Genomic DNA, 16,062 nt, shown 5'->3' on the forward strand with positions numbered 1-16,062 from the left:
GCGGAGGCGTTGAAGGAGTTGATCGGGCGTTGTGAGGCGTCGGGGGTCCGGGCGCGGGCGGTGCCGGTGGACTACGCCTCGCACTCGTCCCATGTGGAGGCCATTGAGTCGGAGTTGGCGGAGGTGCTGGCCGATGTTGCTCCGCGCTCGGGTGCGGTGCCGTTCTTCTCCACGGTGGAGGCGGAGTTCATCGACACCGCGGCGCTGGATGCCGGTTACTGGTATCGCAATCTGCGGCAGCGGGTGCGCTTCGATGAGGCTGTGCGGGGTCTGGCCGAGCGTGGTCATGGGGTCTTTGTGGAGGTCAGTGCGCATCCGGTGCTGGCGATGGCGGTTGAGGAGGCCGCCGAGGACGCGGTGGTCGGCGGCACGCTGCGGCGCGACGACNACCGCCGCTACTGGCTCGACAGGGCCGACGTGCGGCCGAGTTCGGGCGGTCCCCAGTCGGCGATCGATGCCCGCTTCTGGGAGGCCGTCGAGCGGGAGGACCTCGAAGCCCTCGCCGACACCCTCCGGCTGCCCGCGCATGAGCCCTTGGCCGAGGTTCTGCCGGCGCTCTCCAACTGGCGCAAGGAACGGCTTGCCCGTTCCTCCGTCGACGGCTGGCGGTACCGGATCGCCTGGCAGCCGGTCACCAGCACTTCCCCGGCGACCAGGCTCCATGGCACCTGGCTGGTGGCAGTGCCCCGAGGCCAGGCGGACTCCGCGCCCGTGGCCGAGGTCGTCAGCGGACTCGGTGCCCATGGCGCGCGGATCATCACACTCGAACTCGCCGTGACGGAGACGGGCGGTGACGAGGAACGCGCCACCGTGACGGGTCTGCTGAACGCGGCCGTCCCGCAGGACGCGCCGCGGATCGACGGTGTCCTGTCGCTTCTGGCCCTGGACGAGTCGCCGAACTCGCCCGGCAGCCCCATGACCGCCGGTCTGGCGCTCAACGTCGCGCTCCTCCAGGCACTGGGGGACATCGGACTCGACGCGCCGCTGTGGCTCGCCACCCGGGGCGCCGTCTCGACCGGGCGCTCGGACCGCCTCGCCGCACCGCTTCAGGCGCTCGCCTGGGGTCTTGGCCGGATTGCCGCGCTGGAGTACCCGCAGCGCTGGGGCGGCTTGATCGACCTGCCCGGCGCACTCGACGCCAGGGCCCTGTCCAGGGTGGCCGGTGCGCTGTCCGGTGCCGCCGGCGAGGACCAGGTGGCCGTCCGGGCCTCCGGTCTGTTCGCCCGCCGACTCGTCCGCGCGACCCCCGCGACGTCCTCGTCCGACCGCTGGACCCCTCGCGGGACCGTGCTCGTCACCGGTGGCACCGGGGGAGTGGCCGCGCATGTCGCCCGCTGGCTGGCCCGCAACGGCGCCGACCACCTCCTGCTGGCCGGGCGCCGTGGTCCCGACGCGCCCGGCGCCGCCGAACTGTGCTCGGAGCTGGTCGCGCTCGGCGCCCGTGTCACCATCGCCGCCTGCGATGTCTCGGACAGGGACCAACTGGCAGCTCTGCTGGCCGCTGTCCCCGAGGACCGGCCCCTCAGCGCCGTGGTGCATGCCGCCGGGGTGCTGGACGACGGAGTCCTCGACGCGCTGACGCCCGCACGCGGCGAGACCGTGCTGCGTCCGAAGGTGGCCGCCGCGCTCCATCTGCACGAGCTCACCCGAGACCTCGAACTCTCCGCCTTCGTCCTCTTCTCGTCCCTGGCGGGCAGCCTCGGCGGCCCGGGGCAGGGCAGCTACGCCGCTGCCAATGCCTTCCTGGACGCACTGGCCCAGCAGCGGGCCTCGGACGGGCTCCCCGCAACTTCCGTGGCCTGGGGCGCCTGGGGCGGCGGCGGTCTGGCCGCGGGTGAGACCGGTGAGCGGCTGGCTCGCGGCGGCATGCCCGCGATGGACCCGGAGCTCGCGCTGACGGCCCTTCACCAGGCCATCGACGAGCGGGAACCCTTTCTCGCCGTGGCCGATGTCCGCTGGGACAAGCACGCCCTCGCCTACACGGTCGGCGGTGCCGACCGCGCCCTCTGCGAATTGCCCGAGGTCCGCGCCGTCCGGTCCACCACCGGTGGTGAGGCCCCTGGCTCCCCCGTCGCCGGAGGCCTGGCGCAGCGCCTGGCCGCGCTGCCGGAGGCCGAGCAGAGGCATGAACTCCTCGACCTGGTGCGCTCGCTGGCGGCCGCCGCTCTCGGGCACTCCGGGGCCGAGGCCGTGGACGAGGAGCGGGCCTTCCGCGATCTGGGCTTCGACTCGCTGACCGCCGTGGCACTGCGCAATCGGCTCGCCGAGGCCACCGGTCTGCGTCTTCCCGTGACTTTGGTCTTCGACCACCCCACGGCCTCCGCCCTGGCGCGGCAGTTGCACACCCGACTGCTCGGCGCTGCGTCCGCCGACGCCTCGACGGCGGTGGCGCCCAGGGCCGCCGCGCAGGACGACCCGATCGCGATCGTGTCGATGAGCTGCCGGCTTCCCGGTGGAGTCGCCAGTCCCGAGGACCTGTGGAGGCTCCTCACGGACGGCGCCGACGCCGTCTCCGAGTTCCCCGCCGACCGGGGCTGGGACATCGAGGGCAGGTACGACGCCGATCCGGACCGGCCGGGCACGTTCTACGCCCGCGGAGGCGGATTCCTCTACGACGCCGATCGCTTCGATCCGGAGTTCTTCGGCATGAGTCCCCGTGAGGCGCTGGCCGTGGACCCGCAGCAGCGGCTCCTTCTGGAGACATCCTGGGAGGCCTTCGAGCGGGCAGGCATCGATCCCACCGTGCTGCGGGGCAGTGCGGCCGGTGTCTTCGTCGGCTCGAACTACCACGACTACGGCTCACGGGTGCAGAAGGCACCGGAGGGCTTCGAGGGCTATCTGGCCACCGGCAGCGCCGGCAGTGTGGCCTCCGGACGCATCGCCTACACCTTCGGCCTGGAGGGTCCGGCGGTGACGGTGGACACGGCCTGCTCGTCGTCCCTGGTCGCCCTGCACATGGCCGCGCAGGCGCTTCGGTCGGGGGAGTGCTCGATGGCGCTCGCCGGCGGTGTGACGGTCATCTCCTCGCTCGACACGTTCATCGAGTTCAGCAGGCAGCGCGCGCTGGCACCCGACGGGCGCTGCAAGGCGTTCTCCGCCGACGCCGATGGCGCGGGCTGGGCCGAGGGCGTCGGCATGGTGCTGCTGGAGCGGTTGTCGGACGCCCGCCGCTATGGCCACCCGGTGCTGGCTCTCCTGGCCGGATCGGCGGTGAACCAGGACGGTGCGAGCAACGGCATGACCGCGCCGAGCGGCTCCGCACAGCAGCGCGTCATCCGTCAGGCCCTGGCCAACTCCGGCTTGTCCGCCTCCGAGGTGGACGCGGTCGAGGCGCATGGAACGGGCACCAGGCTGGGTGACCCCATCGAGGCGCAGGCGCTGCTGGCGACCTACGGCCAGGACCGCCCAGCGGACCGTCCGCTGCTGCTGGGCGCCCTGAAGTCCAATATCGGGCACACCCAGGCGGCCTCCGGTGTGGCCGGTGTGATCAAGATGGTGCTGGCCCTGCGGCACGGCGAGTTGCCGAGGACCCTGCACATCGACCGGCCCTCGGACGAGATCGACTGGTCCGCCGGTGCCGTCTCGCTGCTGAGCGACTCGGCACCGTGGCCGCAGACCGGACGCCCCCGGCGGGCGGCCGTGTCCTCGTTCGGGATCAGCGGCACCAATGCTCATGTGATCCTGGAACAACCCGCGTTGGACGAATCCGCGCCGGTCGCGGCCGATCCCGCCGTCACCACCGGCCCGGTCCCCTGGGTGCTGTCGGCGCGCAGCGCCGAGGCGCTGCGGCAGCAGGCGGATCGGCTGGCCGCCCACCTGGTGACCAGGCCCGAGGAAGAGCCGGGTGACATCGGCTACTCGCTGGCTTCTGGCCGCACCGCCTTTGAGCACCGCGCCGCCGCGCTCGGCACCGACCGCGCCGAACTGCTCGACGCGCTCAAAGCGCTGGCGCAGGGGCGCTCGGTGCCCAACCTCGTCCGGGGCGACGGCCGGACGGTGAAGGGCCGTACCGCGTTCCTGTTCAGCGGTCAGGGCAGCCAGCGTCCGGGCATGGGCCGCGAGCTCCACGAGGCGTTCCCGGCCTTCGCCGACGCACTGGACGCCGTGTGCGCCCACATGGACGCGGAGCTGGAACGGCCGCTGAGGGATGTGCTGTTCGCGTCCGCCGGGACCGCCGAGGCCGGGCTGCTGGACCGCACGGACTTCACCCAGGCGGGGCTGTTCGCCGTCGAAGTGGCGCTGTTCCGGCTCCTGGAGCACTGGGGACTCGAGCCCGACGCCCTCCTGGGCCACTCGATCGGCGAACTGGCCGCCGCCCACGTGGCCGGAGTGCTGTCGTTGGCGGATGCGTGCCGCCTGGTCGGGGCTCGCGGCCGGCTGATGCGGGCGCTCCCGGACGGCGGCGCGATGCTCTCCGTCCAGGCGTCCGAGGCGGAGGTCACCGAGTCCCTTCAGCCGTACGGTGACGTGGTGGTCGTGGCCGCCGTGAACGGACCCTCGTCCGTGGTCGTCTCGGGCGACGCCGCGGCCGTTGACGAGGTCGCGGGAGTCTGGGAGGCCAGTGGCCGCAAGACCAAGCGGCTGAATGTCTCCCACGCCTTCCACTCGCCCCTGATGGACGCGATGCTCGCGGAGTTCGAGACGGTCGCCCGCGGCCTGGAGTACGCGGCGCCGAGCATCCCCGTGATCTCCAATGCCACCGGCCGCGCGGCCGAGACCGGGCAGTTGGAGACGCCGGAGTACTGGGTGCGGCACGTGCGCGACGCAGTGCGCTTCGCTGACGGTGTGCGGGCCCTGGAGCTGCGGGGGGCGACCACCTTCGTCGAACTCGGCCCGGACGGCGTCCTGGCCTCGATGGTCCAGGACTGCCTGGAGGAGCCGTCGGGCACCGTCGTCGTCCCCGTGCTGCGCCGCAATCGTCCTGAGCCCGAAGCACTGACCCGGGCGGTCACCGAGCTGCATGTGCGCGGGACCGGACCGGACTGGGAAGCGTTCTTCGCCGGTCGCTCCGCCCGCCGCGTCGAGCTGCCCACCTACGCCTTCCAGCGCCGCCGCTACTGGCTCGACGCCGCACCGGGCGACCCCGACGTCGCCTCGGCCGGGCTCGTCCCCTCCGACCACCCCCTGCTCGGCGCGGCCACCCCGCTGGCGGGCCGCGACGGCTACCTCCTCACCGGACGGCTGTCCCTGAAGACCCATCCCTGGCTCGCCGACCACGCCGTCTCCGGCGCGGCGCTCCTTCCCGGGACGGCGTTCCTCGAACTCGCGGTGCTGGCCGCCCAACGGGTCGGCTGCGGCACCGTCGAGGAGCTCACCCTCGAAGCCCCGCTGGTCCTGCACGAGCAGGACGCGGTGCGGTTGCAGGTGACGGTGGAGGAGCCGGGAGAGCGGGGCAGCCGGGTGCTCGCCGTGCATTCCCGCCCGGAGGGCGCCACGGACGACGACCCCTGGACCAGGCACGCCGCGGGTCTTCTGACCCCCGCCACGGCCCCGGCGGACTTCACCCTCGAGGCCTGGCCGCCCGCCGATGCCACCGCCCTGGCCGTCGACGACCTGTACGAGCGGTTCGCCGCGAATGGCTTCGCCTACGGGCCCGGATTCCAGGGGCTCACCGCCGCCTGGCGGCACGGCGACGAGGTCTACGCCGAGGTGCAACTTCCGCAGGAGACTCAGGCGGACGCCGCCCGGCACGGTCTGCACCCCGCCCTGCTCGACTCGGCCCTCCACACCGTCGGCCTCGCCCGGACAGGATCGAGCGGAACGGGCCTCCTTCCGTTCAGCTGGGCCGGTGTCCGACTGCACACCACCGGAGCCCGCGCGCTGCGGGTACGGCTGACTCCCGTCGGGCAGGACACCACGGTGACCCTGCGGGTCGCCGACACCGAGGGCCGACCGGTCGCCACCGTCGAAGCCCTGACACTGCGTCCGGTGCCCGCCGACCACCTCGGCGGGGCCGGTTCCGCCCAGCGGGTCGCCGCCCGCTCGCTCTACCAGGTCGATTGGACGGTCCCGCAGGCCGCCCACCCCCGGCCTTCGGGCGGCTCCTGTGCGGTGCTGGACGGCGATCCCGCGCTGACGGCGGCTCTGGAGCCGCTCGGCTCACGCGTCGAGCACCACGTGGACCTGCCCGCCCTGGCAGGGGCCCTCGCCGAGGGCGGGCAGCCCCCTGCCGTCGTCCTCGCGGCCGTTCCGGGCTCCTTCACCGGGCAAGCCGCCGACGTGGAGGGAACCGCGGGCGACGCCTTGGCGGCCGCCGTCCGCCGGGCGACCGGTCAGGCACTGGAGCTCGTCCAGGCATGGCTGGCGGAGGAGGCGTTCGCCTCGTCCAGGCTGGTCCTGATCACCTGCCACGCCATGGCGGTGCACGACGGCGACGTCGCACCCGACCCGGCGGCAGCCGCCGTCTGGGGACTGGTGCGCGCCGCCCAGTCCGAGAACCCCGACCGCATCGTCCTCCTCGACTGGGACGCCCAGCAGGAGTCCCACCGCGGACTGCTCGCCGCGGCCGTCCACGGCGAGCCCCAACTCAGCCTGCGCAAAGGCGAACCGCGCGTTCCCCGGCTGGTGCGCACCAGGTCCGCCGCGGTACCGGCGGCCGAGGCCGCCGACGGCCGTGCCCTCCTCGACCCCGAGGGCACCGTACTCGTCACCGGCGCCACCGGTGCGCTGGGCCGCCTCGTCGCCGGGCACCTGGTCACCCGCCACGGAGCACGGCACCTCCTGCTGGTCGGACGCCGTGGCCCGGACGCACCCGGAGCCGCCGAGCTGTCGGCCGAACTGGCCGCGCTCGGGGCCCGTGCCACCGTCGCCGCCTGCGACACCGCCGACCGCGAAGCACTCGCCGGCCTGCTGGCGGCCATTTCCCCGGAGCACCCGCTCACGGCCGTCGTGCACACCGCCGGTGTCCTCGACGACGGGGTGATCGCCTCGCTCACCCCCGAGCGACTGGACCGAGTCCTGCGCGCCAAGGCCGACTCGGCGCTGCACCTGCACGAACTGACCCGGGACCTCGGGCTCCGCGCGTTCGTGCTGTTCTCCTCCCTGGCAGGCACCTTCGGCGGTGTGGGGCAGGCCAACTACTCCGCGGCCAATGCCTTCCTCGACGCCTTCGCGCAGCACCGCCGCGCGCAGGGCCTGCCCGCCCAGTCCCTGGCCTGGGGCCTGTGGGAACAGCGCAGCGCCATGACCGGCAAGCTCGACGAGGCCGACCTGCGGCGGATGGCCCGCCGCGGAGTCACACCGATGCCCTCGGGGGACGCCCTGGCCCTGTTCGACGCCGCGGTCGCGGCCGGTGGAGCGGTACTCGTGCCCGCCCACCTTGACACCGGGGCGTTCCGGTCCCCGGACGGAGAGGTGCCCGCCCTGATGCGCGGCCTGGTCAGGCCCCCCGCCGGCCGTCCTCGCCCCGCCTCGGCGGACGAGACGGGCGCCCCCGGCGAGCAGCTGCGCCGACGGCTGGCGGGCCTCGATCCGGCGGCCCAGGAGGCGGTCCTGCTGGAGGTCGTGCGCGACCAGTCCGCGGCGGTCCTCGGCTACACCGACACGGACGCCGTCGACGCCGAACGGGGCTTCCTGGAGATGGGCTTCGACTCACTGACGGCCGTCGAGCTGCGTAACCGGCTCATCGCGGCCACCGGTCTGAGGCTGCCCGCGACCCTGCTCTTCGACTACCCCACACCCCTCGCCATGGCCGGGCATCTGCGCTCCGACATGGCGCCGGGGGCCGGGGCCTCGTTGCTGCCGCTGCTCGCCGAGCTCGACCGGCTGGAGAGCTCACTGACGCGGGTCGCGCAGGACGAAGCGGCGCTGACGACACTGGCCTCGCGGCTCAAGGGCCTGCTGACCCGCTTGGACCCAGCGACGGCCGAGACCTCCGCGGTGGCGGTCGAGGACAGGATCGACTCGGCGAGCGACGACGACCTCTTCGACTTCATCGACAGCGAGTTCGGGTCCTCCTGAGCACGGCAGTACTCGGAAGACCAAGACAAGGAAGCGAGCCGCGATGTCCGTGCTCAACGTGGGAGTCCTCGGCTGCGCGGACATCGCGCAGCGCAACACCATCCCGGCGCTCATGGCCGAACCCTCGGTGCGGCTGGTCGCCGTGGCCAGCCGCGGCCGGGAGAAGGCCGAGGCCTTCGCCCGGCGGGCCGGCTGCGAGGCGGTGACCGGCTACGCGGCTCTGCTGGACCGCGTGGACATCGACGCGGTGTACATCCCCCTGCCGCCCGCGCTGCACGCCGAATGGGTCGGCAAGGCGCTGGCGGCGGGAAAGCACGTGCTGGCCGAGAAGCCGCTCTCCACCGACGCCGCCGAGGCCGTCGCCCTGGTGGGCGCCGCACGCAGCGGGAACCGGCTGCTGGTGGAGAACTTCGCCTTCCTCCACCACAGCCAGCACGCCGCCGTGCGGCGTCTGATCGACGAGGGAACGATCGGCGAGCCGCGCTCGATGACCGCGGAGTTCGGCTTCCCCCCGCTCGATCCCGCCGACATCCGCTACCAGCGCTCGCTCGGGGGCGGCGCCCTCCTGGACGCCGGCGTCTACACCCTGCGCGCGGCCGGCCTGTTCCTCGGCCCCGATGTGCGGGTCGAGGGCGCGGTCGCGCGGTGGGACCGGTCGACCGGCGTCGACGTCGGAGGCGCCGCGCTGGTGTCCACCCCTGACGGCCGGAGCGGTCATCTGTCGTTCGGGTTCGACCGCTCCTACCGCTGTACGTACACGGTGTGGGGCAGTGAGGGCACGGTCACCCTGGAGCGGGCGTTCACGACCCCGCCGACCCTGCGCCCCGTGGTGCGCATCCAGCGGCAGGACCATTTCGAGGAGCGCACCCTCGCCCCCGACCACCAGTTCGCCAACCTGGTGGGAGCCTTCGCCCGGACCGTGCTCGAGGGCGGCGACCTGTCGGCCTCGGGGCACGAGATCCTGCGGCAGGCCGGGCTCGTGGACGCCGTCCGGTGCGCCGCCCGCCCCGAGTGACCCGTGCCGGAGTGACCCGTGCCGGAGCGTGGAATCCGTATCGCCGACGGGGACGAAACGGGGCTGTGGACAGCGGCGGAGCCCTGGACAGCAGCGGAGCCGTACGCCGAGATGGCGTACGGGTCCGGGTGCGTGCGGACCGGGGGACGGCGGCGAGTTACGCGTCGTCCCAGCTGAAGAAGCGCCAGGAGATCGTGGCCAGCACCGCCGCGAAGAGCAGCATGCCGCCCATCGTCGGCAGGACGTCCAGGATGCCTCCGCCGCGGGTGAGCACCGACTCGCTGCCTGTGACCAGATAGCGCAGCGGCATCGCCTGCGACACCGCCTTGAGCCAGCCGGGGGCGTCGTCCAGGGAGAAGAACGATCCGGACAGGAACGACATCGGCAGCACGATGAGCTGCGAGAAGCCGTTGGCGGCCTCCTCAGTCTTGGCCAGTGAGCCCGTCAGCAGGCCGATCGACATGAACGCGATGGTGGCGCAGATGACCAGGGGGACGATGAGCCACCAGTTTCCGGTGAGTTCGAGCCCGAAGTACGGCGTGCTGGCCACCGAGATGAACAGGACCGTCTGGACCAGCGCGATGATCATCGTGACTCCGATCCGGGAGGCCACCACCGAGCCCGCGCTGATGGGCGCCATCCGCAGCCGCCGCAGCACCCGCTTCCTGCGCATCGTCACCAGGGTCAGCGAGGAGCTGAAGACCGCACCCGTGGCGATTGCCCAGCCCAGCAGGCCCGGAGTGAGGAACTGGATGGGTTTGAGCGACTGGTCCTCGATCCGGCTGGACTTGAGAGTGTAGGTCGCCGGTTTGCCGGTGGCCGCCAGATTGGCCTGCTGGAGAAGCGAGTTGAAGATGCCCTTCACGCTGGCGCTCTTCACCTGGTCCGAGCCGCTGAAGCGCAGCACGAGCGTATTGCCCTTGCCCTGCTCGATCAGCGCGTCCAGGTCGCCCTTCCTGACCTTGCGCAGCGCTTCCGCCTCGTCCCGCGTCCTGGTGATGCTGAGGACCTTGTCCAACTGGGCGCGGTCGGCACCGTGCACCGAGTCCAGCAGCTGGACGGCGCCGACTTGAGCCACCTTCGCGTGCGCCGTCGCTCCGTCCTTGAACAGGGTGCCGAACAGGAGCAGGAACATCACGGGGAAGACGACGAGGAAGAAGACGGTGGCCTTGTCCCGCACCGAGATGAGGATCATGGCGCGGGACAGTTCACGGAAAGCGCTCAGGCGCTCCGCCCCGATCCTCCTGTCGCTGCCCTTCCCGCCTTTCTCGCTCCCCGCCTTCGTCTCCGCTCTTCCGGGCCCCTCTTTTCCGGGCCCCGTCTTTCCGGACTCCGCCTTTCCGGACCCCGCTTCTCCGGACTCCGTCTTTCCGGGCCCCGGCTTTCCGGACTGCGGCGCCGTGCCGGGCCGCGGGGACTCGTCCTCCTGCGGCGACGCGCCCGCCGTGGCCGTGGACTGGTCGGTGTGCTCGATACTCACGCCCGGTACTCCCGTCCGGTCAGCTGGAGGAAGACGTCCTCCAGCGTGGCTCCGCGCACCTCGAGGCCGCGCAGCGCGCCCTGCTCCGCCAGCACCGAGAGCACCGGCGCGGGAGTGTTGGTGGCCACCGTCAGGGAGACCCCGTCGTCCTCCACCGCCACGCTGCCCGCGCCCACCTCGGCCAGCAGCTCGCACATCGCCGGCGCGGTCACCAGACCGGACTCCACGCTGACCCGCACCTTGTCGTCCAACTCCCGTACCAGGGTGGCCGGGGCGCCGGTCTTGAGGATCTTCCCGTGGTCCATCACCGACACCCGGTCGCAGAGGATCTCCGCCTCGTCCAGGTAGTGGGTGGTGAGGACGACGGTCCGGCCCTCCGCGTTGATGTCACGCAGCAGGTCCCACAGATTGCGGCGCGCCTGCGGGTCCAGGCCCGCGGTCGGCTCGTCGAGGAAGACCAGCTCCGGGTCGTGGACCAGCGCGCAGGCGATCGACAGACGCTGCGCCTGCCCGCCGGAGAGCTTGTCGGCGTGCACCCCCGCCAAGTCGGTGAGTCCCACGCGCTCCAGCATGGCTTCGGCCCGGCGCACTCCGACCCGGTAGAACGAGGCGAAGAGCCGGATCGTCTCGCGCGTGGTGAGCTGATCGAAGAAGGCCGAGGCCTGGAACTGCACACCGATCCTCGGCAGCAGCTTGGAGTTGCGCGGCCAGGGGCTGAGACCGAACAGTTCGATGCTGCCCTCGTCGGGTTCCCGGACACCCTCGAGGATCTCGAGGGTGGTGGTCTTCCCGGCGCCGTTGGGGCCCAGGACACCGTAGAACTCGCCGGTCTCGACGGTCAGCGACACCCCGTCGACCGCCTGGATGTCCCCGTAGCGCTTCCTGACCCCGTCGGCGGCTATCGCCGAAGTCATGACACGTCGGCGGGCAGGAGCGAGAGCTGCGCGGCAGCCCCGCCGTACGGCTTGTGAAGGTCTATCACTCGAGCGCTTCTTTCCTGATCGGTTGGGTGTCCTTGCTGCGGAACGGTGCTCCTGATCGGGTGGCGGTCACCGCCAGGTCACGGGCAGCTCCTGAACCCCGTAGTGCATGGCGATGGACCGGAGCGGGACCTCGTCGGCGGGGACCGCCAGCCGAAGGCCGGGGAACCGGTCGAAGAGCTTCTGGAACCCGATGCGCAAGGTGGCCCGCGCCAGGTGCTGGCCGAGGCACTGGTGGATGCCGAAGCCGAAGGCCACATGGCGGCGCGAGGGCCGGGTCACGTCGAACTCCTCGGGGCGCTCGAACTGCTCCGGGTCGCGGTTGGCGGCCGGCAGCGAGAGCACCACGGTCTGACCGGCCTCGATGGTCCGACCGCCGATCTCCACGTCCTCCAGGGCGACCCGGCTGGCACCCAGGTGCGAGATGGTCAGGTAGCGCAGCAGCTCCTCCACAGCGCGCTCCATGAGCTCGGGCCGCGCCCGTACCTTCGCCAGTTGCTCGGGGTGCTCGAGCAGGGCGAAGGTGCCAAGTCCCAGCATGTTGGGGGTGGTGTCCAGGGCGCCGCCGATGGTGATCCAGCAGATGTTGGTCACCTCCTCCTGGGTCAGCTCGCCCGTGGCGATGAGCTGTCCCAGGAGCTTGTCGCTCGGATTGTCGAACAGGTACTGGACGATCCGCTCGAGGGTGGCGTCGAGCGCCCCGTTGTGGTGGATGAACTCCTCGAGGGAGTACTGGAGCCCCATGAGGACCGAGAAGTGCTCGTCCAGCTCCGCGATGTCGCTCTCCGGGACACCCATCACCGAGTGCACGGACCGGTAGACGACCTTCTTGATGAACGCGGTCAGCAGGTCGACCGGCGGCTCCAGCGCCTCCAGTTCGTCCAGGCACCCGTCGATGATCCCGGCGAGCGTCGGCTCGTACTGCTGGATGCGGCGCACGGTGAAGAAGCCCGTCAGCAACCGCCGGTACCTCGTGTGCTCGGGGGCGTCCATGCGCACGAACGAGCCCGGGGGCGACGGCTTGGGGTCGTAGTTCTCCACCTCGAACGGGGGCTGGGACACCAGGGCCAGCAGGTCGGCCCGATGGCTGAACCGGGCGTCCGCCATGATCTTGCGGACGTCCTCGTGCCGGGTGGCCAGCCAGCCGTCCTTGCGGCCGGGGGCGACATTGAACGTCACCGGGCTGATCGGGTCCTTCTCACGCAGCCGGATGTACTCCGGGTCCGGATCGAAAGGACACGTGCGTGTCGTGGGGATCACGGGCGGTTTCGGCTCGAAAGCCATGGCTCCTCCGTATGGTTCGGTACCGTCCGCTCGGAGGCAGCTCAGACCCGGCGTACCGACACCGGCAGCTGCCGCAGTCCGAAGACGTTGACCCTGTTGTCGAAGTAGGACAGCCCGGTGCCGTGGTCCACCTGGATGTCGGCGTAGCGGTCGAGCATCAGATTGAGCGCGATCTGCCCCTCCATCCGGGCGAGCGGAGCGCCGAGGCAGTAGTGGATGCCGTGCCCGAAAGCCATCTGCTTGGCATTGGGCCGGTCGGTCAGGAAGCGGTCCGGCTCGGCGAACACCTGCTCATCACGGTTCGCGGACAGCAGCCAGAGGTACATCATCGTGTTCTCGGCCACGAGTTCACCGGCGATCTTGGTGTCCGCGGTGGGTACTCGCTCGATCTTCAGGAACGGCGGGCGGTAGCGCAGGACCTCCTCGGTGAAGGCGGGGATCCGCGACCTGTCCGCGCGCAGCTCGGCCGGCAGCTCGGGCTCGAGGTCCAGGCTCAGCAGCATGTTGCCCAGCAGCACCGCGGTGGTGACATGGCCTGCGAGCAGCAGGAGCGCCGCGAAGCTGACCACGTCGTCGTCGTTGAGGGTCTCGCCGTCGACCTCGGCCCGCACCAGCGTCGAGATCAGGTCGTCCCGCTCCTGCTCGCGCCGCTCCGTGACGTGCTTGCGCAGGTAGGCGTCCAGCTCCTGGACGGTCCTGCCCATGACCTCCATGCCTTCCGGGGTCTCCCAGTCCACGGTCAGCAGGTTGTCCGCCCAGACCTGGAACAGGGGCCGGTCGGACGGCGGCACGCCGAGCATCGAGGAGATCACGATGACGGGGAGGGGGTTGGCGAACGACTCGACCACGTCGAAGCGGTCGTCCCGCGCGGCGTCGATGCCGTCGAGCAGCTCGGTGGCGACCTGGGTGATGCGCGGCGCCAGATCCGAGACCATCTTCGCGGTGAAGACCTTGCTCACGAGCCTGCGCAGCTTGCCGTGGCGCGGCGGGTCCAGCAGGAGCAATGTGCCGCCGGGAGGCTGGCGTTCACCGCCGGACAGGCGCGTCACGGTGTCGGAGGAGAACGCCGCGGGATCGGCGACGATGCGCTGGATGTCCTCGTGACGGAAGACATGGACCTTGCCGGCCGCGTCACGCCACACCGGCTGCTCGGCGCGCATCCGACGCAGCCAGGCCAGCAGCGACTCGCCGCCGTCCAGGCTCACCTCGGGCGGTGCGGTCGCCTCCGTGCCGGGCGCGACTGCCATCTGGTTCCCCTCTCCTGCGTCGGGTGAAGCGGTCGGGCGGGACCCTGATGCGGACCTCGCGCCGGACACCGGATGTCAGGGCATCCGAGGACTGGAGCCGGCCCCGCCGACTCGGCGGGCCGACTTCGGCAGGACGATCGGCCTCAGCCCAGCACGTCCCGGGAAAGGGAGGCCAGAACCTCCGCGGAACTCTAGGGAATTGCCAGTACCCCCGTGAGGCCGGCCGCTCCCGGCATCGCTAGGGGATCTTTCAGAGTCGGAGGTCAGAAGGCCGGAGGAGCCCGCGACCGCACCACACTGGGCCGGGTTCGAGGTGGCCGTGCACACGGCACATGTGGCTGAGCATGAGGAGAGCCGGTGTTCCTTCCCGTTCCGGGCGGTGCGGACGTGTTCCTGCTCGGGTCCGCCATTCCCGAACCGCGTCAGGGAGCCGGACTGTGAGCGAGGACCGCCTCCGGGACTACCTCAAGCGGGTGACCGCGGACCTGCACCGCACCACCACGCGGCTGCGCAGTCTGGAGGCCAAGGACCGCGAGCCGATCGCGATCGTGGCCATGAGCTGCCGCTACCCCGGGGGCGTGCGTTCGCCGGAGGACCTGTGGCAACTGGTCGCCACCGGTACCGACGGCATCTCCGCCTTCCCCGAGGACCGGGGCTGGAATGTCTCTTCGCTGTACCACCCGGACCCCGAGCACCCCGGCACCTGCTACACCCGCGAAGGCGGCTTCCTGCACGACGCGGCGGACTTCGACCCGGACTTCTTCGGGATGTCGCCCCGTGAGGCCCTGGCCACCGATCCGCAGCAGCGGCTGCTGCTGGAGATCTCCTGGGAGGCCTTCGAGCGGGCGGGTATCGACCCCGCCTCGATGAAGGGCAGCCCCACCGGCGTCTTCGTCGGTGTGATGTACAACGACTACGGGTCCCGGTTCGCGCAGCCCCCCGCCGGTCTCGAAGGCTTCATCGGCAACGGCAGCGCGGGCAGCATCGCCTCCGGCCGGGTCGCCTACACCCTGGGCCTGGAGGGCCCCGCGGTGACGGTGGACACCGCCTGTTCGTCGTCGCTGGTGGCCCTGCATCTGGCCTGCCAGGCGCTGCGTGCGCGGGAGTGCTCGCTTGCGCTCGCCGGCGGTGTCGCGGTGATGTCCACCCCCGTGACCTTCACCGAGTTCAGCCGCCAGCGCGGGCTGTCACCCGACGGCCGCTGCAAGTCCTTCGCGGACGGTGCCGACGGCACCGGCTGGGGCGAGGGAGCGGGCCTGCTCCTCCTGGAAAGGCTCAGCGACGCCAGGGCCCATGGCCACACCGTGCTCGGCCTGATCCGCGGCAGCGCGGTTAACCAGGACGGCGCCAGCAGTGGTCTGACGGCGCCGAACGGTCCCTCACAGCAGCGGGTGATCCGGCAGGCGCTGGCGGGTGCCGGTCTGTCGGCCACCGATGTGGACGCGGTGGAGGCGCACGGCACGGGCACCAGGCTGGGCGACCCCATCGAGGCGCAGGCGCTGCTGGCGACCTATGGGCAGGGGCGGGAGCCGGGACGCCCGCTGTGGCTCGGATCGCTGAAGTCCAACATCGGTCATACGCAGGCGGCGGCCGGTGTGGCCGGCGTGATCAAGATGGTCATGGCGATGCGCAACTCCGAGCTGCCGCGGACCCTTCACGTGGACGCTCCTTCGTCGCGAGTCGACTGGTCCACCGGTGGGGTACGGCTGCTGACCGAGCGCCAGGCATGGCCCGAGGACGCCGACCGGCCCCGCCGTGCCGGAGTCTCGGCCTTCGGCGTCAGTGGCACCAATGCGCACGCCGTGCTCGAGGAGGCGCCTCAGGAGGCCGCCGCCGAACCGGCCGAGCCGTCCGAGTCTCCTTCGGAGCCGGTGACCCCGTCGCTCCCGATTGTGGCTTGGCCGGTGTCGGGTCGTGGTGGTGGGGCGTTGCGGGAGCAGGCGGGTCGGTTGTTGGGGTGTGTGCGGGGGCGGGTGGGTCTGGATCCGTGGGATGTGGGTGCTTCGTTGGTGGCGGGGCGTTCGGTGTTTGAGCATCGTGCGGTGGTTCTGGGTTCGGATCTGGGTGGGTTGTGCGGTGGGTTGGCGGAGTTGGCTG

Annotated in this window: 7 protein-coding genes; 3 read left to right on the forward strand and 4 right to left on the reverse strand. The window is 71.7% G+C overall.

Going from position 1 to position 16,062, the window contains the following annotated elements; genetic code table 11:
- A partial coding sequence (locus IEY86_RS34410) for an SDR family NAD(P)-dependent oxidoreductase (protein WP_444545859.1) occupies nt 1-7,959 on the forward strand: 7,959 nt, incomplete at its 5' end.
- Between the two features lie 43 nt (nt 7,960-8,002).
- Entirely contained in the window at nt 8,003-8,974 is a 972-nt protein-coding gene (locus tag IEY86_RS34415; RefSeq protein ID WP_189135837.1) for a Gfo/Idh/MocA family protein, read from the forward strand.
- A 157-nt stretch (nt 8,975-9,131) separates the two neighbouring features.
- Here IEY86_RS34415 and IEY86_RS34420 read toward each other — a convergent pair whose 3' ends face one another.
- The 4 genes from IEY86_RS34420 to IEY86_RS34435 form a co-directional block, all read right to left on the reverse strand.
- Nucleotides 9,132-10,454, reverse strand: a complete 1,323-nt coding sequence (locus IEY86_RS34420) for an ABC transporter permease (protein WP_229699019.1) — start codon at nt 10,452-10,454, stop codon at nt 9,132-9,134.
- Nucleotides 10,451-11,368, reverse strand: coding sequence for an ABC transporter ATP-binding protein (locus tag IEY86_RS34425; protein ID WP_189135838.1), 918 nt, complete (start codon nt 11,366-11,368; stop codon nt 10,451-10,453). Before IEY86_RS34425 ends, IEY86_RS34420 begins: the two co-directional genes overlap by 4 nt.
- 135 nt (nt 11,369-11,503) lie before the next feature.
- The gene (locus IEY86_RS34430; protein ID WP_189135839.1) at nt 11,504-12,718 is read right to left on the reverse strand and encodes a cytochrome P450; all 1,215 of its coding nucleotides are present in this window, start codon (nt 12,716-12,718) and stop codon (nt 11,504-11,506) included.
- A 41-nt stretch (nt 12,719-12,759) separates the two neighbouring features.
- Entirely contained in the window at nt 12,760-13,965 is a 1,206-nt protein-coding gene (locus IEY86_RS34435) for a cytochrome P450 (RefSeq protein ID WP_189135840.1), read from the reverse strand.
- A gap of 437 nt (nt 13,966-14,402) precedes the next feature.
- On the opposite strand from IEY86_RS34435, the gene IEY86_RS34440 reads away from it, so the two are divergent.
- On the forward strand, nt 14,403-16,062 hold a 1,660-nt coding region (locus tag IEY86_RS34440; protein ID WP_229699020.1), incomplete at its 3' end, for a type I polyketide synthase.

Origin of the sequence: Wenjunlia tyrosinilytica (genome assembly GCF_014646055.1) — a bacterium.
Classification (GTDB): domain Bacteria; phylum Actinomycetota; class Actinomycetes; order Streptomycetales; family Streptomycetaceae; genus Wenjunlia; species Wenjunlia tyrosinilytica.